The following is a 20,128-nucleotide window of genomic DNA, read 5'->3' on the forward strand; positions in this document are numbered from 1 at the left end:
TCACATCAACCCAGACCTGTGTCGCCTCCCACACAGATTCTGAGAAGAACGCTTGTTCGACGTCAACGAGCTGCCAGCAGGGCCTGAGCGTCACTGGACTGCGAGGCTCAGGCCCTGCTCCTGGACACCTAAGCGGGAAGGACTGGGTCGGGGGCGATGATGAAGTTGGTGAACCCGCCGTGGCGGTTCGGGATGCCCTCGTCGAGTGCCTGATTGACCTTCTCAAGAGGGAACACGTGGTTCTCGAGAACCGAGAGGTCGAGCGCACCACTGCCGGCGAGGTCGGACATCTCTTGGGCTTCGCCGTTGGTGAACCAGAGGCTGCCAATCACGGAGTTCTGGCTGCACATCATGTGGAACAGGTCGAGCTCTGGGTGTTCCATCATGCCGCCGATGTCGACGAGGCTGCCCCCGCGGGCCAGGCTGGCCAGAGCCTCGAGGAGGGTCTCCTTGGGGGCGCCGGGACCGAGGGTGGAGATGACGGCGTCGACGCCGTGACCGTCGTTGTTCTCGAGAACGAAGTCTCGCAGGCTGCCGTTGCCGACGGCGTGGACTTCGATGCGGTCGGGCGAAAGAGCCTTGACGTCTTGGAGGAGGTCGGCGTTGCGGCCGGTCCCGAAGACCTTGGTGGCTCCCATGGCGAGGGCGTTGAGGACTCCGCCGAGGCCGAGGGTGCCGCTGGCGCCGTCGATCAGGACGGTCTTGCCCGGGCCGACCTGGGCCTTCTTGAGGGCTGAGTAGGACGTGCCGAGATAGCCGAACCGTGCGCCTTGCTCGAAGGTGACCGTGTCGGGGAGTTTGATGAGGTTCTCCTGCGGGGCCGTCATGTACTCGGCGAGCCCGCCGTACGGGTAGGCGTCGAAGAGCCGTTGGCCATCTTTGCCGAAGGAGAAGTAGCCCATGAAGGTATAGAGCTCGCAGTTGGGCGCTTCGCCGCGCTTGCAGGCTCGACATCCGCCGCAGGAGATACCGGGGTTGATGTAGACGCGGTCACCGACGGCCACGTTCGTGACTTGGTCACCGACCTCGGAGACGACGCCCGCCGTGTCGAGACCAAAGATGGCTGGAAGCTTGGGCAGGGGCAGGTAGGGGAACCACTCGGCGTAGGTCGCGAGCACGTTCTTGAGGTTGGGCACGATGTTGCACGCCATGACCTTGACGACGACGTCGGTCGAGCGGGGCGCCGGGCGGGGCACTCGCTCGAGCTGCATCGGTTCGCCGATGGTGTGAAGCCGGGCCGCGAGCATGTCCTGCATTAGTTCTCCTATTGATGGTTGGGTCGATATGGGGCGCTGTCAGTGGGAGTGCGTCAGAGGGCAGCGAGGACCTCATCGGCCGAGGCGACCTCGCCGAGGAGGCCGAATGAGGCGATGGTGGCGTCGTGGGCTTCCGGCGCTGCCGCGGAGCAGGCGTCCTCCACGACGATGACGCGGTAGCCGAGGTCGCCTGCCGAACGGCCGGCGCTCTCGACCGAGATGTTGGTGGCCACGCCGAACAGGACGACCGTGTCGATGCCGGAGGCGCGCAGTCGTTCGTCGAGGTCACTGGAGGCGAACGCGCTCACTTTCGGGTTGGTGACGACCCAGTCGTCAGCCTCCGGCTTGACCTCGTCCACGATCTCCGTGGCGGCAGTATGGTCGAGCAGGCTGCCCTGCTGTGCCACTACGCCCAGCAGTGGGATGTTCGTGACGAGGTCACTGTGCCCCTCCTGGAACGCAACGCGCGTATAGACGACTCGCGCCCCAGCCGACCGGGCACCATCGAGAAGGCGCTTGGCTACCTCCAGAACACCCCGGCGCTCGACCTCGGCGCGGAAGAAGGGGGCGAACGCGCCTTCGGCCCCCACGACATCGTTCTCGAAGTGGCAGGCGAGGAACGCCGTAGTGGACTTGTTCAGCTCCATGGGTGGGCTCCTTGGTAGGACAGGTGAGGTCACAACTGACCTTCTAGTGGTCCAGTGACCATAACCACACTGTGACGCCGCCCACAACCCTGCAGGCGAAGTTTGTGAGTCTCGCTACAAACAGCGACGTTCTTCCTGTGATCCGTGCCCCTCTGGCAGATTGACGCTCAACCAACTAGCATGCTAGTTGTAGTGATGCTGGTCACTCCGGTGCTCAACCCGTCCACTCGCAACGAGGTCCCTCATGAACGACTTGCTTCCGGCTCCGATGTTCGAGCCCTTCCACCGCGATCCGAATGGGTTCGACACCGACGTGATCGTGGTCGGTCTCGGGCCGGCGGGCGGCGTCGCCGCTACCGCGCTTGCGAGCTACGGCGTCCGAGTGCATGCGGTGACAGCGTTCCCCTGGGTTGCCAATAGCCCGCGAGCACACATCACGAACCAGCGTGCGGTTGAGGTGTTACGCGACCTCGGGCTCGAGGATGAGGCTCGCTCCCAGGCCACGCCGTGGGACCAGATGGGTGACACGCTGTTCACCACGAGCCTGGCGGGCGAGGAGATCGTCCGCCTGCAAACCTGGGGAACCGGCGACCTGCGCTTCGGTGACTACCTCAAGGGCAGCCCCTGCACCATGCTCGACCTACCGCAGCCACGGATGGAGCCCATCCTCATCAACGCTGCCGCCTCACGCGGCGCCGTGATCAGCTTCAACACCGAGTACCTCGACCACGTCCAAGACGAGGACGGCGTCACTGTCCGCCTTCGCGACAGCCGCACCGGAGAGGTCTTCACGCAACGGGCTCGCTACCTACTGGGCTTCGATGGCGCCCGGTCGCGCATCGTCGAGCAGCTCGATCTCCCGCTCGAGGGCGAGGTCGCCCGCGCCGGCACCGCCTACATCCGCTTCCGCGCCAACCTGACGCGCTATGTCGAGCACCGGCCGAGCATCCTGTACTGGATCTTCAACTCCAAGGCCGGCTTCGGCGAGATCGGCATGGGCCTGCTGCGCGCGATCCGCCCGTGGGAGGAATGGATCGCAGGCTGGGGCTTCGACATGGCCGCCGGGGAACCCGACCTGTCGGATGAGAAGGTCATCGCCCAGATCCGCACGCTGGTTGGAGACCCGAGCATCGAGCCGGAAGTCATCAGCAAGTCCCTGTGGTACGTCAACCAACAGCACGCTACCCAGTACTCGCAGGGCCGCGTCCTGTGCGGCGGCGACGCCGTCCACCGCCACCCACCCAGCAGCGGCCTGGGCTCGAACACTTCGATGCAGGACGCCTTCAACCTCGCATGGAAGGTCGCGTTCGCAGTCAAGGGGTATGCCGGCCCTGGCCTCCTGGAGTCCTACTCCGAGGAGCGGGTTCCCGTCGGGCAGCAGATCGTCGCGCGTGCCAACCAGTCCCGCAAAGACTATGCCGGCTTGCGCGAGTGGTTCGACCGCAATTCGGAGGACCCGGTGACGGCCGGCCTGGCCGAGCTCAAGGCCGCGACCCCCGAAGGTGTGGCGCTGCGCGAGCGACTCTACGAGGCGTTGGAGCTGAAGAACACCGAATTCAACGCCCACGGGGTCGAGCTCAACCAGCGCTACGCCTCATCTGCCGTTCTGCCCGATGAGAGCGTGGGAGAAGAAGAGTGGCCGCGGCACCGTGAGCTCTACCTTCAGGCCTCCACCCGTCCGGGCGCCAAGCTTCCCCACGCCTGGCTCGTCGGCCCCGATGGACGGCGGATCTCCACCCTTGACGTCACCGGCAAGGGCCAGATGACCCTGCTGACCGGGATCGGCGGTGCTGCATGGAAGCACGCAGCCGACAAGCTCGACCTGCCCTTCCTTCGCACGGTCTTGATCGGCGAGCCCGGGACGATCGACCCGTACGGCTACTGGGAGCGGATCCGGCAGATCCCAGAGGCTGGTGCGCTGCTGGTCCGCCCGGACGGCTACATCGCCTGGCGGCACAACGCCGAGGTCTGGGACACCGACGAAGCTCTGCAGTTCCTCGAGACCGCGCTGTGTCGAGTTCTCGACCGGCCCAACCGTCCCGCCGAGTCCGACTCGGCAGCGGGCCGGCACGAGTACAGCACCCGCTCGGTCGACATCACCGTCCCCATGCACATCCCCGACACCGCCGACGCCTGACCCACGTTGCGCGACAAGACCACCATTACAAGGAGCATTCCATGACCGTCCCCACGACCGCCTCCGCGACCGAGCCCGACCGTCCGTACACCAGCGTGTGGAGCGACCTAGCCCAGGTCGAGTTTGCCCAGGGCTATCTGCAGGCCGGGCCCTACCGCACTCGCTACCTGCACGCCGGTGACGCCTCGAAGCCCTTGCTCCTGCTGCTGCACGGCATCACCGGGCACGCCGAGGCCTACGTCCGCAACCTCGCCGCACACGCCGAGCACTTCAACGTGTACGCCATCGACTTCATCGGCCACGGGTACTCCACCAAGCCCGACCACCCGCTCGAGATCCCGCACTACATCGACCAGATCAACCATGTCCTCGACGCCCTCGGCGGCAAGAAGGCCTATTTCAGTGGCGAGTCTCTCGGCGGCTGGGTCACTGCACGGTTCGCGCAACTCCACCACGAGCGCGTCGAGAAGATCGTGCTCAACACCATGGGTGGCACCATGGCAAACCCCAAGGTGATGGAACGGCTCTACACCCTGTCGATGGAGGCCGCCAAGGACCCGTCCTGGGAACGGGTCAAGGCACGCTTGGAATGGCTGATGGCCGACCCCACCATGGTCACCGACGACCTCATCCGCACCCGCCAGGCCATCTTCCAGCAGCCTGACTGGCTCAAGGCGTGCGAGGCCAACATGGCGCTGCAGGACCTCGAGACCCGAAAGCGCAACATGATCACTGACGACGACCTACGTGCCATCCAGGCCGATGCCCTGGTCATCTGGACCACCAAGGACCCCTCCGGCCCCGTCGACGAAGGCCGCCGCATCGCCTCGCTTATCCCCAGCGGACGGCTCGAGGTCATCGAGAACTGCGGCCACTGGCCCCAGTACGAGGACACCACAACCTTCAACCGGATCCACCTCGACTTCCTCCTCGGACGCAACCAGGAGGCAACGTCATGACTCTGGCACTTCTGGCCACCAGCCACAGCCCACTCCTGGAGTACGCAAACCTCCCCAAGGACGTCTCTGGCGAGCTCGAGAACGCGTTCGCGGAAGCCAAGCAGTTCGTCCACGACTTCGACCCCGACATCGTGGTCAACCTCGGCCCCGACCACTACAACGGGTTCTTCTACCGCCTGATGCCGGCCTTCTGCATCGGCTACGCCGCCACCAGCGTCGGTGACTACGGCTCCCAAGCCGGTCCCCTCGACGTCCCAGAGGCCCTTGCCCGCGACCTTGCCGAGGCGGTCATCGCCGACGGCATCGACCTTGCCGTGTCCCTGGACATGGTAGTCGACCACGGAGCCGTGCAGCCCATGGAAATCGTCTACGGCGACATCACCGCCAAGCCCTTCATCCCCATCTTCATCAACTCCGTCGCCCCTCCGTTCACACCGCTCAACCGAGTTCGACTGCTCGGCGAAGCCATCGGGCGCCACCTAGCCACCCTCGACCAGAAGGTACTGCTCATCTCCTCCGGAGGTTTGTCCCACGACCCGCCGGTCCCGCGGCTGCCGACCGCCACCACCGACCAGCGCCGCATGCTGCTCGGCCAAACCGGGCCGCTCTCCCCCGAGGCCCGCGCATCACGCCAACAACGCGTCATCGATGCCGCCCGCGACTTCGCGGCCGGCGCCTCCACCATCCAAGACCTCGCGCCCGAGTGGGACCAAGAACTCCTGCGCATCCTCGCCTCCGACGACCTCACCCCGCTCGACGCTTGGACCCCTGACGAGATGACCCGCATCGCTGGCAACTCCTCCCACGAGGTCCGCGCGTGGATCGCTGGCTACGCCGCCCTCGGCGCCGCCGGAAAGTACTCGGTCCAGTTCAGCTACTACCGCCCCATCCGCGAACTCATCGCCGGCTTCGCCCTCACCACCGTCACCCTCGACTGACAGTCCGAGCCACCACTTTTCGGAGATCCTGATGACTACCTCCAACCGGGCCACCCCCACCGCCACGTCTCCACTCAAGGTCGCTTCGGCCAGCTTCATCGGCACCACCGTGGAGTACTACGACTTCTTCATCTACGGCACCGCCGCAGCACTGGTCTTCCCAGCGCTGTTCTTCCCCGACTCAAGCCCACTGGTCGGCACCCTGCTGTCCTTCGCGACCTTCGGCGTCGGGTTCCTCGCCCGCCCCGTCGGCGGCGTCGTATTCGGCCATTTCGGCGACAAGGTCGGCCGCAAGAAGATGCTGGTCATCTCCCTGGTCACCATGGGCCTGGCAACCACCCTTATGGGTCTGATGCCAACCCACGCCCAGATCGGCTTGGCAGCGCCGATCCTGCTCACCCTGCTCCGTCTGGTCCAGGGCTTCGCCGTAGGCGGTGAGTGGGGCGGCGCCACCCTGATGGCCGTCGAGCACGCACCTCAGGGCAAGCGCGGCTTCTACGGCGCCTTCCCCCAGATGGGTGCACCCGCCGGTGTCGGCCTTGCCACCATCGCGTTCTTCCTCGCCACCAAGCTCAGCCCCGCCCACTTCGAGAACTGGGGCTGGCGCCTGCCATTCCTGTTCAGCGCACTCCTCGTCATCATCGGCCTCACCATCGCCGAGAGCCCCGAGTTCGAAGCAGTCCGCGAGCGCGCCGAGAGCATCAAACTCCCCGTTGCCGAAGCCTGGCGACGCCACCCCCGAGAGATCCTGCTCGTCGCAGGCACCTACCTCTCCCAAGGCGTGTTCGCCTACATCTGCATGTCCTACCTCGTCTCCTACGCCACCCAGGAAGTCGGCGTCGCCCGCCCTTCGGTGCTCATCGGCGTCTTCATCGCCGCAGTTGTCGCCGTCGTTCTCTACGCCGCGTTCGGCGCTCTCGCTGATCGCTGGGGCCGCAAGACCATCTATCTGCTCGGAGCCGCCCTGATGCTGGTCTCGATCGCGCCGGCCTTCGCGCTCATCAACACCGGCTCCCCGGTCGCCTTCGGTGCCGCGATAGTGATGGTGTTCGGTATCGCCATGGCACCTGCCGGTGGCGTCACCGGCTCCCTGTTCAGCATGGTTTTCGTCCCCGAAGTCCGCTACAGCGGCGCATCGGTTGGCTACACCATCTCCCAGATCTGCGGTGCCGCGTTCGCACCGACGATCGCCACCGCGCTCTACGCGGCCAACGGCACCAGCGGACCGGTTGTCATCTATCTCCTGATCGTTGCCGGCATCTCCGTCGTGTCGGTTCTCCTGCTCCCTGGGCGTGTGGGCCGGCCCGACCCACACGGCACCGTGACTCGGATCTCCGCGGCGTCATCACCGGGCCCTGCCCCGAGCGCCGCATGACCACCAACCCCGCCCCCACGAAGGGTGGCAGCGAACAGAGCGGAGCAGGAGCCGCATCTAGACTCAGATCCTCATCTCGCTCCGAGGAGTCCAACGTGCCCGAACCCGCCTTCAACACCCGCTCTGGACAGCGATTGGGCAAGGTCGTCCTAGACGAGCTGCGCGAGCGCCTTCTCTCTGGTCACTACCAGGTGGGATCCCGCATCTCCATCGAGGAGGTCAGGGCCGAGTTCGGTGTGAGCAAGCAGCCTGTCATGGACGCGATGCGCAGGCTGGAAGCCACGGGCATCGTTGAGATCGTCCCTCAGAGTGGATGCCGCGTCGCGAACTACTCGGTGCAGGAGGTCAGGGATTTCTTCAATCTGTTCGGTCGCTTCGAAGGCGAGATCGCGGCTGCCGCAGCTTCTCGGCGATCAGATGCACAGCTCGCCGAGATGGACGCAGCCTGGCAACGCATGGAGGATCTCGAGCAACTCGCCAACCCTCACGATCGCTCTCACGGATACCGGTTCCAGAACCGAGAGTTCCACTTGGTCATCCATCGGATGGCCCATTCACGTGTGATGGCCGACCTCAGCGAGCGAATGTGGGATCTATCGGACTTCTTCATCAACACCATCGGCGGCGCACGGCCGTTGTCGGCCTCGCTCCACGACCGAAACCACGACCATGACGTGATCCGCACCGCGATCCGGTCGGGCAATGCTGACATCGCACGAGTCGCGATGGAGTCCCACATCGTCAGCACCGTCGCGCTTTTCGAAGCCACCCTTGACGACACCGCCTGACCGTGTCGATATCCGCCTCAGTGATCGTCAAAATATCGCGGCGGGTGTACGTAGTCGCGTGCATCGGCGGCGCGTGGGTGGTTACCGTGGTCGGCGCTAACGGGGCACGCTGGGTAACTCCTGGGGGAGATGACACGAGGTGTGCCGTTGGCCCCGTGGCCTCGGGCACCGACTCGCGGCCGCGGTCGTCGTCGTCGACGAGATCCAGCCAACGGCTAGAAGAAGGGATCCCGCCTCACACCATAATGAGCCCTCAACCGAGAGCCGCAACCCGTACAGAAGCGGCAGGGAACCCGGGGCGCTTCACTACGAGTCGTCGGCACGGCTTTACATCAAGCCCTTAGGAAGCACCTGAACCAGCTATTCGACGTAGCGATCCGTCACGACGCGCTGGCAACGAATCCAGTCGACGCGGTAGCCAAGGTCAACACCAAGAGGTCAGGCGGCCGGAAGGTCAAGGGCATCGAGACTGCGGCTCAGGTTGCCGAGATCCGCGCGATCATCACAGCATGGCAGACGAAGGACCGCCCCGGCCCAAAGGCCACGGACGACCTATTCCTGTTCGTCATGCTGCTAGTGGTCACCGGCCTTCGCCCTGGCGAGCTTCTCGCACTTCGGTGGACGGACGTGAACCTGTTAGCACCGCGCCCGTACCTCGAAGTCACGGGCACCATCAAGCAGGAGAAGGGCCTCGGGGTCTACCGACAGGAGTACCCGAAGTCCGAGTCGTCGGAACGTCCAGTCGAGATCCCCGGGTCGCTCGTCGCCATGCTCCTGGAACGGCAGGTCATCCAGACCGGACCGAACCCCATCGACGCGGTCTTCCCCTCACGCGTCGGCTCCTGGATCCCGTACTCCAACATGCGGCGCCGCTGGGTCTCCGCTGTGGCAGGGACCAAGTACGCCTGGGTCACCTTCAAGACGTTCCGCAAAGCCGTGGCGAAGCTGCTCACCGAGCAGTACGACCTCCGCACGGCTCAGGAGCAGCTCGGCCACGCAAGTCAGACCACGACGGAGACGTTCTACGTCGGACTCAATACGGAAGCACCGAAGGTCGCCGAGACCCTTGAGAAGTTCTTCAAGGAGTCCACTCCGAGCCCCAAAACCGGGTGAATTCCGGGAGAAACGGCCTTGGATCGAAATGACGAGAGCCGCTGACCTTGGCGTTTTGCCTGGTCAGCGGCCCTTTTCTTGCTCCCCCGGTTGGACTCGAACCAACAACCCTCCGGTTAACAGCCGAATGCTCTGCCAATTGAGCTACAGGGGAATTGCACCTTGCGGCGCGGGTGAAACCTTAGCAACCCGGAAGCGGCGATCGGAAATCGGCAGGCCGTCATTCGGCGACCAGGTTGCGCAGGCCGCGGCGGTGCTGTTCGAGGGCCGCGAGCTGGGCGAAAAGACGGTTGTAGCCCTCGGGGTCGGCGGTCGCGTCGGAGCGCTGCAGACGGCTCTTCACGTCGGCGATGCGGCGCTGGTCGAGGAGCTCGAGGAGGCGTACGACATATTGCAGGACGTACGCCGAGTCCGGCTCCTTCGCGGAGGGAATCGGCTCTACGGCGAGCTCGGCGAGGATGCGGCTGACGAGCGGATCGGAGGCGGCCGCGCCGAGCTTCTGGGCCCAGTTGGCGTCGCCGGTGCCGGCGCCGGGGCCACCGAGGCCGGCGATGATCTCCCACAGCGCCCGGTAGAGGGGGTGGGTGAAGGCCTCGGGGGTGATCTCGCCGGTGGTGCGGCCCAGGGCGACCGGGTGCTGCACGAAGAGCTTGAGGGTCTCGCGCTCGACGGTGAAGCGCGGCTCGCGCGGGTGCGGCATGGGCGGCCGCTGCGGCGCGGCGGGGGCCTCGGGAGAGGCGACGGCCTCACGCCGGGGCGGAACGGCCGACGGCGCGGGGCGACCGGCGGCGCGGCGTACCTCCCGGGCGGCCTCGTCGGGATCGACACCGAGGAACCGCGCCAGGTCCCGGGTGAAGCCCATCTTCTTGGACTCGTCGCGCACGGAGGCGACCAGCGGGGCCGCCTCCCGCAGGGCGTCGATCCGACCGTCGGCACGGTCCAGGTCGTACTTCGAGGCGACGTTGCGCAGCACGAACTCGTAGAGCGGGACGCGGTTCGCGAGCAGCTCGCGGACCGCCTCGTCGCCCTTCTTGATGCGCAGGTCGTTGGGGTCGAGACCGTCGGGCTCGACGGCGACATAGGTCTGCGAGGTGAAGTTGCCGTCGCCCTTGAACGCCTTCAGCGCGGCGGCCTGGCCGGCGGCATCGCCGTCGAAGGTGAACACGACCGCGCCGCGCAGCTGCTGGTCGTCGGAGATGAACCGGCGCAGCACCTTCGCGTGGTCGTCACCGAACGCGGTTCCGCAGGTGGCCACGGCGGTGGTGATCCCGGCGAGGTGGCAGGCCATCACGTCGGTGTAGCCCTCCACGATCACCGCTTCGCGGGTGCGGGCCATCTCCTTGCGGGCCAGGTCGATGCCGTAGAGGACGTGCGACTTCTTGTAGATCGGGGTCTCGGAAGTGTTGAGGTACTTCGCCTCGATGCGGTCGTCGTCGAAGAGCCGGCGCGCACCGAAGCCGATGACGTCGCCGCCCGACTCCCGGATCGGCCACATCAGCCGCCCGCGGAACCGGTCGTAGTGCGATCGTCCGTGCGCCACCAGGCCGGCGGTGACGACCTCCTCGTCCGAGAACCCACGCGCGCGCAGGTGGCGGTAGAGGTCGTCTCCCCCGCGCGGCGAGTACCCGACCCCGAAGTGCAGCGCCGCGTCGCGATCGAAGCCCTTCTCGTCGAGGAACTGGCGCGCGACCACGGCGTCGGGGGTCAGCAGCTGCTCGGCGTAGAACTCGGCGGCGACCTTGTGGGCCTCGACCAGCTTGCCGCGCCCGGGGCCGCGCCGTACCGGCGCCTCGTCGCCCTCCTCGCGCTGGACCTGCACGCCGACCTTGTCGCCGAGCCGCTCGACCGCCTCGAAGAAGCTCAGTCCCTCGAGCTTCATGACGAAGTCGATGACATCGCCGCCCTCTTGGCAGCCGAAGCACTTGAAGAAGCCCCGCGACGGGTTCACGTTGAAGGAGGGCGACTTCTCGTCGTGGAACGGGCACAGGCCCTTGTACGTCCCGGGGCCTGCGCGGCGCAGAGTGACGTACTGGGAGACGATGTCGTCCAGACGCGCCTTCTCGCGCACCTCTTGGATGCTCGTCTCCTTGATGCGGCCCGCCACGAGAGTGAATCCTACGGGGCGGCAGCGATGGGGAGCGTACGCCGTGGGCCGAGGTCCGCTCGGCGGTCGGCCCACATCCGCTGCTCGTCCCGAACGCGTGCGACCTCGGCCGGGTCGATCGTGGCGACGACCATGCCCGGAATGGCGTCGTCGAGCCGCTCGACCGGACGGCCGAGCGGGTCGTAGACCGCCGAGCCGCCGATGAAGCCCAGCGGGCCGCCGACGAGACCGGCGAAGGCGACGTACATCGAGTTGTCCAGCGCCCGGGCCGCGTAGTGCAGGTCGCGCCGGTGGCCGCCGCCGGGGAAGTACGCACCGGTGTTGAGGTAGAGGATCGCGCCGTCGGCGGCCGCCGCGGCGGCGTGCTCGGGGAAGTTGGCGTCGTAGCAGACCGACAGCGCCACCCGGAGGCCGTCGATCTCGATCGTCGTGCCGTGCTCGCCGGGCTCGAAACGCTCCACCTCCGGCGGGTAGAGGTGCTGTTTGTCGTACGCCGCGACCGGCTCCTCCCCCGGCGCGATCACCAGGCTGGTGATCGCCCGTCGCCCGGCCAGGTCGAGGGGCGAGTTGAGCACGAGCACCGCGCCCGTCTCGTCGACCGCGGCCTGTGCGGGGGCGAGCCAGTCGGTGTCGTCGAGCGAGGGCAGCGGGCCATCGAAGGTGTCGAGGTCCCACGAGGTCGTGAACGTCTCCGGCAGCGCGACCAGACGCGCGCCCCTCGCCGCCGCCTCGCGGACCCGGTCCGCTGCCGTCGCGACGTTGGCCGCCACCTCGCCCGGCACCGCCGTCTCCTGGACGACCGCCACCCTCAGCATCAGTAGCTGCCCGACATCACGTTGGCCAGCGGCTCGCCGGCGGCGAACCGCTCGAGCTGCTCGCGTACGACCCGGTAGGCGCGGGGCCACATCGCGCTCGACGCACCGCCGACGTGCGGGGTGATGAGCAGGTTGGGCGAGCCCCACAGCGGGCTCTCGGCGGGGAGCGGCTCGGTCTCGGCGACGTCGATCGCCGCGTGGATCCGCTCGGTAGCGAGCTCGGCGACCAGGTCGTCGGTCACGACCACACCACCACGGGCGACGTTCACCAGCAGCGCGCCGTCCTTCATCCGTGCCAGGAACTCGCTGTCGACCAGGCCGCGGGTCTCGTCGGTCAGCGGCGTGACCAGCACGATCACATCGGCCTCGGGGACGAGCGTGTCGAGCTCGTCGAAACCGTGCACGCCCTCGCGCGCGGTCCGCGCGACCCCGACCACCTCGGTCTCGAACGGAACCAGCCGCGCCTCGATGGCCCGCCCGATCGCTCCGTACCCGATGATCAGGACCCGCTTGTCGGCCAGCGACGGGAACCAACCCGGCCGCCAGGCGTGCTCGTCCTGATGACGTACGTGGCCGGGGATCCCCCGCAGCGACGAGAGCACCAGCGTGACGGCGAGCTCGGCGGTCGAGGTGTCGTGGATGCCGCGGCCGTTGCAGAGCGTCACCCCCTCGGGGATGTGGCCGCGGGCGGCGTCGACCCCGGCGGTGAGCAGCTGCACCACCTGGAGCGAGGTCATCTGGCTGACGACGTCGAAGATGCGCGAGCCGAGCATGTAGGGCGGCAGGTAGAAGGCCACCTCGCCCACCGAGTCCGGCACCTCCACCTCGCCGCCTGCGAAGCGGGTGTGGTCGAAGAGCTCGAAGCGGAGGCCCGCGGGCACCTTGCCCAGCTCGGACGGGTCGAAGGGCAGCCAGACGAGTGGATCGCTCACCCGGGTGAGACTACTCAGACCGGCGAGACCGCACAGGCAGCGGCGTACGTCGGCGGGTGCCTCGGTCTGCGCGCACCCGGCTCGCCAGCCTCCCCAACCCCGGGCCGGAGAGCTCGGACAGTGCCACCGCGCGGCCGCAGACCGCCATCAGCAGCGCCTCACCCGGTCCGGTGACCGCCTCGCCGCTCCCGCGGAGACCGGGCGCCGAACTCCTCGAGCCGGCGGGCGTTCATCCGGCCGAACCGGAACCCGGCGCGCAGGAATCCTCCGGCGAACTCGCCGAGCCCGAGCTCCTCATAGCTGATCACGTGCGCGACGACGTCCCGCACCGTCCCCCCGGTTCACGACTGCGCCAGGACTCGGAACCGCTCCAGGTAGATCCCCCAGGCATCCGTGCCCGCGGCCCGGTCACGCCAGCCCTGCCACCCGGCGCCGTGCCGGTCGAGGTGCCGGTGCTCGAGGCGTACGTGGGTCTGCTCGGGCCCCACCGAGGTGAAGGTGAACTCGACCTCGCTGCACCGGGCCGGGTCGGGCTCGACCTGGAAGGCGGGGGTGATGTCCCAGGAGATCACCAGCCGGTGGGGCGGTTCGACGGCGAGGACGCGCGCCCACTGACAGGTGCTGCCGTCGATGCCACGGTCGTAGACCCGACCGCCGACGTGCGGCTCCAGCACCGTCTCGGCGATCTCGACGGGGAGCAGGTTGTGCTCGCGCGGCTTGATCCGGTCGAAGTCCTCGGTGAAGACCTTGAAGGCGTGCTCGACCGGGACGTCGACGGTGATCTCCAGGTCCACGGACGTGGGTTCGCGGGTGCTGCTCATGGCTGCTCCTTCTCGGCCAGGTAGCTGGCCTCGGCCACCTGCTTGAACGAATGCAACGCCTGGGTCCAGTAGGTGTCCAGCTCGGCGCGCAGCTCGGCCAGGCCCTCGACCCGGGCCTGATAGATCCGGCGACGGCCGGCCGGCGTCATCGACACCAGCCCGGCCTCGCGCAGGATCTTGAGGTGCTGGGACACCGCGGCCATGCTCACCGGGAGGGCGTCGGTGATCTCCCCCACCGAGCACGGCCCTGCGGCCACCCGAGCCAGGATCTGGCGGCGGGTGGAGTCGGAGACGGAGTACCAGGCATCGGTCACGACATTTAAGGTAACGCTTAAACGTCGTGCCCGCAACGGGCCTCAGGAACGACGGCAGAGCCGTTCGTGCCACGCCAGCGCGGTGATGTCGGTGAGCGAGGCGACCTGGTCGATCACGACGCGGAGCCGGGCGGCGTCGTCGGCCGCGGCCTGCCAGTCGTCGGCGAACTGCCGGTCGAGATCGTCCGGCCCGGTGGAGACGAGGTGCTCGAGGAGCTCGCCGAGCAGGTTGCGCTGGCGGTCCAGGTTCGCGGCCCGCTCGTCGGTGCGCATCACGTAGTGCGCCGCGATCCCCTTCAGCAGCGCGATCTCCAGGCGGGTCTGCTCCGGCACCACCAGGTCGGCGCCGTAGCGGACGTAGGGACCGCCGCCGGCGGCGTACGTCGCCTCCCGCACGGCCCCGCAGAACCGGCCGATGACGTCAGAGGTCAGGTTCTTGAGCATGGCCCGGGAACGACGAGAGGCGTCGTACGCAGCGCCGTCGGCGATCCAGCAGCCGGCGGCGCCCAGGTCGGCGATGGTCGAGACCGCCAGGGCGCGGTCGAAGCCCGGGACGTACCAGTCGGCCACGGTCGCGGCGACGCCGTCGAGGTCGAGGCGGGCGAGGTCGATCTTGCCGGCGACGATGCCGTCCTCGACGTCATGGACGGAGTAGGCGACGTCGTCGGAGAGGTCCATGATCTGCGCCTCGACGCACTGCCGCTGCCCTGCGTCCGCGGCACGCAGCCAGGTGAAGACGGGCAGGTCGTCCTCGTAGACCCCGAACTTCGAGCCCTTCCGCTCGCCGAAGCCCCACGGATACTTCGTGCACGCGTCCAGCGTCGCGCGGGTCAGGTTGAGCCCGACCGAGCGCCCGTCGGCGTCGAAGGTCTTCGCCTCCAGCCGGGTCAGGATCCGCAGCGTCTGCGCGTTGCCCTCGAACCCACCGATCCCCTTCGCCTGCTCGGCGAGCACGTTCTCCCCGTTGTGACCGAACGGCGGATGCCCGAGGTCGTGCGCGAGAGCCGCGGTCTCGGCGATGTCGGGCTGCGGCGAGTCCGGCCCGTTCAGGGCACGCGACAGGTCGCGCGCGACCTGAGCGACCTCGAGCGAGTGAGTCAGCCGGTTGCGTACGAAATCGTCGGCCTGGGGCCCCACGACCTGGGTCTTCGCCGCCAGCCGCCGGGTCGAGGCGGCATGCACCACGCGGGCGCGGTCGCGCTCGAACTGCGTACGCTCCGGCGCGGCCACCCGCTTGGGCGGCTCGGCGACGATCCGCTCGCGGTCGGCGGCCCCGTATAGCTCCACGCCCCGAGGCTAGCGGGCTACAGCGGGATCGCCGTCGTCAGCACCCCGATGGCCAGCATCGTGAGCGACACCGCGGCCGCACGCCACAGCACCTTCTTGTGGTGATCGGCCAGGGGCACCCGCGCCAAGGTCACCAGCAGCAGGATGGCGGGCACCAGCGGGCTCTGCATGTGGAAGGTCTGACCGGTGATCGAGGCGCGCGCCATCTCCTCCGGGGCGATGCCATAGCTCGATGCCGCCTCGGAGAGCACCGGGAGGACGCCGAAGTAGAAGGCGTCGTTGCTCATGAAGAACGTGAACGGAAGGCTGAGCACGCCGGCGATCACCGCCAGGTGGGGGCCGAGGGCCGGCGGGATGATGTCGATCAGCCAGCGCGCCATCGCCTCGACCATGCCGGTGCCCTGGAAGACGCCGGTCAGCACGGCCGCCGCGAACACCATCGCCACCACGGAGACGATGCTCGAGGCATGCCGGGTGATCGCCTCCTGCTGCTCCTTGACCTGCGGGAAGTTCACGACCAGCGCGATAGCGGCGGCCACCATGAAGAGCACCAGGATCGGCAGGACGTCGAGCACGAGGACGACCAGCAGCGTGGCGGTCAGGAGCGCGTTGAACCGGAACAGCCCCGGTCGCAGCGTCGAGCGCTTCGGGTCGAGCCCCTCCGCGAACCAGTCGGAGCCGTCCTCGTCGTCCCCGCCGTCACTGCGGGCCGCACCGCCGGCTCCGCCGCCAGCTCCTCCGGAGACCGTCGCCGGGGCACCCGCGCCGACCAGTACGCGCTTCTCGGCGGGCACGGCCAGCTCGGTCAGCTCCAGCGAGCCGATCCGGCGGCGCTCCAGGTAGCCCAGGTGGGCCGCGAAGGCCAGCACGACGAGGAGGCCCGCGATCATCGACGGGATCATCGGCACGAACACCTCCGAGGGCGAGACCCCGAGCGAGGCGGCAGCGCGGGCGGTCGGGCCGCCCCACGGGAGGATGTTCATCGCGCCGTTGGCGAGGCCGGCCACGACGGTGAGCACGACCGGACTGACCCCGAGCTTCAGGTAGAGCGGGAGCAGCGCGGAGGTGACGATGATGAACGTGGTCGATCCGTCGCCGTCGAGCGAGACGACCATCGCGAGGACAGCGGTCCCCACGACCAGGCGCATCGGGTCGCGGCCCACCATCCGCAGGATCAGCTTCACCAGCGGGTCGAACAGGCCGACGTCGATCATGATCCCGAAGAAGATGATCGCGAAGAACAGCATCGCCGCGGTGGGCGCGAGCTCCTTCACGGCGTCGACGATCATGTCGCCGATCCCGAGCCCGGCACCCGCGGCGATGCCGAACACCACCGGCACCGCGATGAGGCCGACGACCGGGGTCGCCCGTCTGGACATGATCAGGTACATGAAGAGGGCGACCATCATGAAGCCGAGTGCTACGAGCATTGCCATCCTGGTTCTCTACGCCGTGTGCTGACCGTCACGTGGTGACACCCGAGACTGTGGGTGACCCGCACCACAGGTCAACGTTCGCGAGATAACGGACGTTGTGGACGTTGCGGTCAAGCGCGAAACGGCCCCTCAGGGCAGCAGAGCCGCGTCGTCCTCCGCATTGAAACCGGCCGTCGACATGACGTCCTCGAGCGAGATCCTGTCGAGCTCGTCGAGGACGGCCCGGGCCACCCGGCGGTCGAGGTCGACGAGGACGCCCTGGATGCTGGCGCCCACCGCGCAGGCGGGGTTGGGGCCATGGATGCCGAGGATCTGGTCGTCACCCTGCAGCACCTGCCACACCTGGGCGAGGCTCACGGTGGCGGGGTCCGCGGCCAGCTCCCATCCCCCGTGGGCACCGGGCCGCGACCGGACCAGACCGGCCGTACGCAGCGGCCCCAGCACCTTGCGCACGTGGACCGGGTTGACCGCGGTGCTGCCGGCGAGCTCGTCGGAGCTGACCGGCGTGGTACGGCCGGCCGCAGCGCACGAGGCGAGGTAGGTCAGGACATGAACAGCCACCGCGAAACGGGTGTTCGTCGGGCTGGCCATACCCCCATCTTGCCTTATTGCCATCGCTATGACTACATTTGAAGAACCGTCATCACTGTGACTACAGATAGGATCTCTCCATGACCATCGCCATCACCGGCGCCTCCGGCCAGCTCGGCCGCCTCGTCGCCGACCAGCTCCTCGCGACCGTCGACCCCGCCGAGGTCGTGCTCCTCACCCGCGACCCCGCCAAGCTCGCCGACTATGCCGAGCGCGGTGCCGACGTACGCGCCGCCGACTTCGGCAGGCCCGACGAGCTCGTCGACGCCTTCGCCGGCGTCGAGCGCGTCCTGCTGATCTCCACCGACGTCGTCGGCGCCCGCGTCGAGGGCCACCGCGCCGCCATCGACGCCGCCGTCAAGGCGGGCGTGCGCCACATGGCGTACACCTCCGTTCCCGAGCCGACCCCGGACAACCCCGCCGGCGTCGTCGCCGACCACGCCGCCACCGAGGACGCACTGCGCGAGAGCGGCCTGGCCTGGACCATGCTGCGCAACAACCTCTATGCCGACATGCAGGTCGACTCCGTCGCCCAGGCCGCCGCGACCGGGCAGCTGGTCACCAACACCGGCGACGGGGGCGCCGCCTACGTCACCCGCGCCGACTGCGCGGCCGTCGCTGTCGGGGTGCTGACCGGCGAGGGACACGAGGGCAAGGCGTACGACGTCACCGGCCCGCAGGCCTACACCGCGACCGACCTGGCCGCGCTCGCGACCGAGAAGTCCGGCAAGCCGGTCGAGGTCGTCCAGGTCGACGACGAGGCCTACACCGCCGGCCTGGTCGCCGCCGGTCTCCCGGACTTCATCGCCCCTCTGCTCACCTCGTTCGGCACCGCGACCCGGCTCGGCAAGCTCGCCACCGTCACCGACGTCGTCGAGCGGGTCGGCGGCCGCACGCCCACTCCCCTGAGCGCCCTGATCTGACGTCGTGATGCCGGGGTGCCGCGCACCCCGGCATCATCGCGGCCCGGCGGGTCTAGCATGGCCGGAGGAGGACGACACGACTCATCCGTTTGCTGTGCCGGCCGGGTGCTGGCGACACCCACGGGTGACCAGGTCACGGTCAAGGCCGATACCGCGAGCACCAACGCCTCGATGACGGTGCTCGAGTTCGCGATGGGCCCGATGCAGGGCCCTGCGCTCCACACCCATCTCCGGGAGGACGAGCTCTGGTACGTCCTCGAGGGAGAGTTCCGGTTCAAGGCTGGGGACGCAATGCTTCAGGCCTCGACCGGCGGCATGGCATTCGGGCCGCGCGGTGTGCCGCACTGCTTCCAGAACATCGGTGAGGCGCCCGGGCGGCTGCTGGTGATCACCACGCCGTCGGGGGTGGAGCGCTTCTTCGAGCAGGGCGCCGAGGTGCTGTCCGACCCCGTCGATCCGGAGGCTCTCGGTGCCTTGGGACAGGCCAACTGGCTCGACTTCGTCGGTCCACCGCTGAAGGTCTCCGACCCCCTCTGAGCCACCAACCCCCGCCGAGTCGGCTCGTCCTGACAAGACATCTCGCCGAGTCGGCGCGTCATGACGAGCCGACTCGGCGCCGCTCTCGGTCAAGACGCGCCGACTCGGCGCTGTTCTCGGTCAAGACGAGCCGACTCGGCGGGTCAGTTGACCGCTACGTGCACGTGGTCGTAGTGGTTGGCCGTGGGGTCGCCGCGGTCCTCCATCGGGCGCCAGCCCTCGGCGGCGCGTACCGGGGTCCAGATGCGCTGGTACCAGATGATGTCGTAGATGTTCAGCGCCGCGGCGTGCTCCTGGACGAAGGCGGCGATGGCGTCGCCGAGGTCCTTGTCGTCGGTCATGAAGTCGAGCGCCTTGCCGTCGATGTGCTCGCCGTGCGGGTCGTAGCCGTAGGTGGTGCCGGAGGCGACCGCGGGGAACGCGTTGCAGACCGCGCGATAGAGGTCGACGGCATCGGCGACCAGGCCGTCCTCCACCGAGGAGTCTCCGCATGCCGAGAAGTCCAGCCCCGCGGGGGCGTCCTCGGACGGTGACGGGGAAGGCGTCGGGGTCGGCGTCGGCTCGGGCGGCGGCTCGGGCTTGGTCTTACCGAGGTTGCCCTCGGGGATCCACACCGGGTTGCCCTCCAGGACGATCTCCTGGCGACCACCCTCGTCGCGGCCGGTGTAGTAGACCGCGCGCCCGAGCTTCAGCTCACCGAGCTCCTTGGCGCGCTTTCCGTAGGAGGCGTAGACGGTGACGTCGTCCTGGACGTAGCGCAGCACTGCCTTCTGGGCGCCGCCGCTGACCGACGTCGGCCGCTCGATCAGCGACTCGATCGTCGCGACATCACTCAGCGCATTGGTCGTCTTCTCGCCCCCACGCTCGCCGCCGCGGCTGACCGTCGTCCCCCGGCCGGCGAGCTCACGCCGGTCGTTCGACATCCGGGTGTCCTCCCGGGTCTTCGGCAGCGCCGGGATCTTCGCCGCCACCTTGGCCTCGGCCTCGATGCGTCGATCGGCGGGCGACGGCAGCCGGAGTCCGGACTTCTCCTCCACCTCGGAGATGACGGTGCCTGGGTTCGCCGCGGCGGCTCCGGCGGCGATCGCACCGCTGGTCGCGAACGTCACGATCCCTGCGGTCGCCACGGCGTTCTTGGTTCTACGGACAGCTCGA

The 20,128-nt window shown here is 68.2% G+C and carries 20 protein-coding genes and 1 tRNA gene; 8 read left to right on the plus strand and 13 right to left on the minus strand.

The window, feature by feature from the left end:
• Positions 1–128 precede the first annotated feature (128 nt).
• The gene (locus ABZ796_RS07060; RefSeq protein ID WP_357335725.1) at positions 129–1,256 is read right to left on the minus strand and encodes an alcohol dehydrogenase catalytic domain-containing protein; all 1,128 of its coding nucleotides are present in this window, start codon (positions 1,254–1,256) and stop codon (positions 129–131) included.
• A gap of 53 nt (positions 1,257–1,309) precedes the next feature.
• Positions 1,310–1,903, minus strand: a complete 594-nt coding sequence (locus ABZ796_RS07065) for an isochorismatase family cysteine hydrolase (protein ID WP_357335727.1) — start codon at positions 1,901–1,903, stop codon at positions 1,310–1,312.
• A gap of 244 nt (positions 1,904–2,147) precedes the next feature.
• On the opposite strand from ABZ796_RS07065, the gene ABZ796_RS07070 reads away from it, so the two are divergent.
• From ABZ796_RS07070 to ABZ796_RS07095, 6 genes are all read left to right on the plus strand, one after another.
• The gene (locus ABZ796_RS07070; protein ID WP_357335729.1) at positions 2,148–4,040 is read left to right on the plus strand and encodes an FAD-dependent monooxygenase; all 1,893 of its coding nucleotides are present in this window, start codon (positions 2,148–2,150) and stop codon (positions 4,038–4,040) included.
• A 41-nt stretch (positions 4,041–4,081) separates the two neighbouring features.
• On the plus strand, positions 4,082–4,999 hold the full coding sequence (locus ABZ796_RS07075; RefSeq protein WP_357335731.1) for an alpha/beta hydrolase: 918 nt from the start codon (positions 4,082–4,084) through the stop codon (positions 4,997–4,999).
• The gene (locus tag ABZ796_RS07080; RefSeq protein WP_357335733.1) at positions 4,996–5,937 is read left to right on the plus strand and encodes a 3-carboxyethylcatechol 2,3-dioxygenase; all 942 of its coding nucleotides are present in this window, start codon (positions 4,996–4,998) and stop codon (positions 5,935–5,937) included. Before ABZ796_RS07075 ends, ABZ796_RS07080 begins: the two co-directional genes overlap by 4 nt.
• A 31-nt stretch (positions 5,938–5,968) precedes the next feature.
• A complete protein-coding gene (locus tag ABZ796_RS07085; protein WP_357335734.1) occupies positions 5,969–7,312 on the plus strand; it encodes an MFS transporter in 1,344 nt (447 codons plus the stop codon).
• A gap of 95 nt (positions 7,313–7,407) precedes the next feature.
• The gene (locus ABZ796_RS07090) at positions 7,408–8,100 is read left to right on the plus strand and encodes a GntR family transcriptional regulator (RefSeq protein ID WP_357335736.1); all 693 of its coding nucleotides are present in this window, start codon (positions 7,408–7,410) and stop codon (positions 8,098–8,100) included.
• Between the two features lie 498 nt (positions 8,101–8,598).
• A complete protein-coding gene (locus ABZ796_RS07095) occupies positions 8,599–9,213 on the plus strand; it encodes a site-specific integrase (RefSeq protein WP_357335808.1) in 615 nt (204 codons plus the stop codon).
• Between the two features lie 81 nt (positions 9,214–9,294).
• On the opposite strand, the gene ABZ796_RS07100 is transcribed toward ABZ796_RS07095, so the two are convergent.
• The 10 genes from ABZ796_RS07100 to ABZ796_RS07145 all read right to left on the minus strand — a co-directional run bounded on the left by ABZ796_RS07100 (position 9,295) and on the right by ABZ796_RS07145 (position 17,513).
• Positions 9,295–9,367: transfer RNA gene (locus ABZ796_RS07100), tRNA-Asn, on the minus strand.
• A gap of 66 nt (positions 9,368–9,433) precedes the next feature.
• A complete protein-coding gene (dnaG, locus tag ABZ796_RS07105) occupies positions 9,434–11,317 on the minus strand; it encodes a DNA primase (RefSeq protein ID WP_357335738.1) in 1,884 nt (627 codons plus the stop codon).
• Between the two features lie 11 nt (positions 11,318–11,328).
• Positions 11,329–12,132, minus strand: a complete 804-nt coding sequence (locus ABZ796_RS07110; protein WP_357335739.1) for a carbon-nitrogen hydrolase family protein — start codon at positions 12,130–12,132, stop codon at positions 11,329–11,331.
• Positions 12,132–13,064, minus strand: a complete 933-nt coding sequence (locus ABZ796_RS07115; protein ID WP_357335741.1) for a 2-hydroxyacid dehydrogenase — start codon at positions 13,062–13,064, stop codon at positions 12,132–12,134. Before ABZ796_RS07115 ends, ABZ796_RS07110 begins: the two co-directional genes overlap by 1 nt.
• 158 nt (positions 13,065–13,222) lie before the next feature.
• On the minus strand, positions 13,223–13,393 hold the full coding sequence (locus tag ABZ796_RS07120; RefSeq protein ID WP_357335742.1) for a hypothetical protein: 171 nt from the start codon (positions 13,391–13,393) through the stop codon (positions 13,223–13,225).
• Between the two features lie 12 nt (positions 13,394–13,405).
• Positions 13,406–13,885, minus strand: coding sequence for an SRPBCC family protein (locus ABZ796_RS07125; RefSeq protein ID WP_357335744.1), 480 nt, complete (start codon positions 13,883–13,885; stop codon positions 13,406–13,408).
• The gene (locus ABZ796_RS07130; RefSeq protein WP_357335745.1) at positions 13,882–14,199 is read right to left on the minus strand and encodes a metalloregulator ArsR/SmtB family transcription factor; all 318 of its coding nucleotides are present in this window, start codon (positions 14,197–14,199) and stop codon (positions 13,882–13,884) included. The genes ABZ796_RS07125 and ABZ796_RS07130 overlap by 4 nt, the downstream gene beginning before the upstream one ends.
• A 42-nt stretch (positions 14,200–14,241) precedes the next feature.
• Positions 14,242–15,486, minus strand: coding sequence for a deoxyguanosinetriphosphate triphosphohydrolase (locus ABZ796_RS07135; RefSeq protein ID WP_357335747.1), 1,245 nt, complete (start codon positions 15,484–15,486; stop codon positions 14,242–14,244).
• 17 nt (positions 15,487–15,503) lie between these two features.
• Positions 15,504–16,922 carry a citrate:proton symporter gene (locus tag ABZ796_RS07140; RefSeq protein ID WP_357335749.1) on the minus strand — a complete coding sequence of 473 codons (1,419 nt, stop codon included), beginning with the start codon at positions 16,920–16,922 and terminating at the stop codon, positions 15,504–15,506.
• A 129-nt stretch (positions 16,923–17,051) separates the two neighbouring features.
• Complete coding sequence (locus tag ABZ796_RS07145) at positions 17,052–17,513, minus strand: Rrf2 family transcriptional regulator (RefSeq protein ID WP_357335750.1); 462 nt, start codon at positions 17,511–17,513, stop codon at positions 17,052–17,054.
• 80 nt (positions 17,514–17,593) lie between these two features.
• On the opposite strand from ABZ796_RS07145, the gene ABZ796_RS07150 reads away from it, so the two are divergent.
• On the plus strand, positions 17,594–18,436 hold the full coding sequence (locus tag ABZ796_RS07150) for an SDR family oxidoreductase (RefSeq protein WP_357335752.1): 843 nt from the start codon (positions 17,594–17,596) through the stop codon (positions 18,434–18,436).
• Positions 18,437–18,541: 105 nt separating this feature from the next.
• Positions 18,542–18,973 (plus strand): cupin domain-containing protein, encoded by a 432-nt coding sequence (locus ABZ796_RS07155; protein ID WP_357335754.1) that lies wholly within the window; start codon positions 18,542–18,544, stop codon positions 18,971–18,973.
• A gap of 143 nt (positions 18,974–19,116) precedes the next feature.
• Here ABZ796_RS07155 and ABZ796_RS07160 read toward each other — a convergent pair whose 3' ends face one another.
• The gene (locus ABZ796_RS07160) at positions 19,117–20,100 is read right to left on the minus strand and encodes a mucin-2 protein (RefSeq protein ID WP_357335756.1); all 984 of its coding nucleotides are present in this window, start codon (positions 20,098–20,100) and stop codon (positions 19,117–19,119) included.
• Positions 20,101–20,128 lie beyond the last annotated feature (28 nt).

The organism is Nocardioides sp. NPDC047086, from assembly GCF_040643685.1.
In the GTDB taxonomy this organism is placed as follows: domain Bacteria; phylum Actinomycetota; class Actinomycetes; order Propionibacteriales; family Nocardioidaceae; genus Nocardioides.

Bases quoted from the DNA above. Each gene is read 5' to 3' on its own strand.
- ABZ796_RS07080 (WP_357335733.1), top strand. From the start codon at position 4,996: ATGACTCTGGCACTTCTGGCCACCAGCCACAGCCCACTCCTGGAGTAC.
- ABZ796_RS07125 (WP_357335744.1), bottom strand. From the start codon at position 13,885: ATGAGCAGCACCCGCGAACCCACGTCCGTGGACCTGGAGATCACCGTC.
- ABZ796_RS07145 (WP_357335750.1), bottom strand. From the start codon at position 17,513: ATGGCCAGCCCGACGAACACCCGTTTCGCGGTGGCTGTTCATGTCCTG.
- ABZ796_RS07150 (WP_357335752.1), top strand. From the start codon at position 17,594: ATGACCATCGCCATCACCGGCGCCTCCGGCCAGCTCGGCCGCCTCGTC.
- ABZ796_RS07065 (WP_357335727.1), bottom strand. From the start codon at position 1,903: ATGGAGCTGAACAAGTCCACTACGGCGTTCCTCGCCTGCCACTTCGAG.
- ABZ796_RS07085 (WP_357335734.1), top strand. From the start codon at position 5,969: ATGACTACCTCCAACCGGGCCACCCCCACCGCCACGTCTCCACTCAAG.
- ABZ796_RS07060 (WP_357335725.1), bottom strand. From the start codon at position 1,256: ATGCAGGACATGCTCGCGGCCCGGCTTCACACCATCGGCGAACCGATG.
- ABZ796_RS07075 (WP_357335731.1), top strand. From the start codon at position 4,082: ATGACCGTCCCCACGACCGCCTCCGCGACCGAGCCCGACCGTCCGTAC.
- ABZ796_RS07140 (WP_357335749.1), bottom strand. From the start codon at position 16,922: ATGGCAATGCTCGTAGCACTCGGCTTCATGATGGTCGCCCTCTTCATG.
- ABZ796_RS07070 (WP_357335729.1), top strand. From the start codon at position 2,148: ATGAACGACTTGCTTCCGGCTCCGATGTTCGAGCCCTTCCACCGCGAT.
- ABZ796_RS07110 (WP_357335739.1), bottom strand. From the start codon at position 12,132: ATGCTGAGGGTGGCGGTCGTCCAGGAGACGGCGGTGCCGGGCGAGGTG.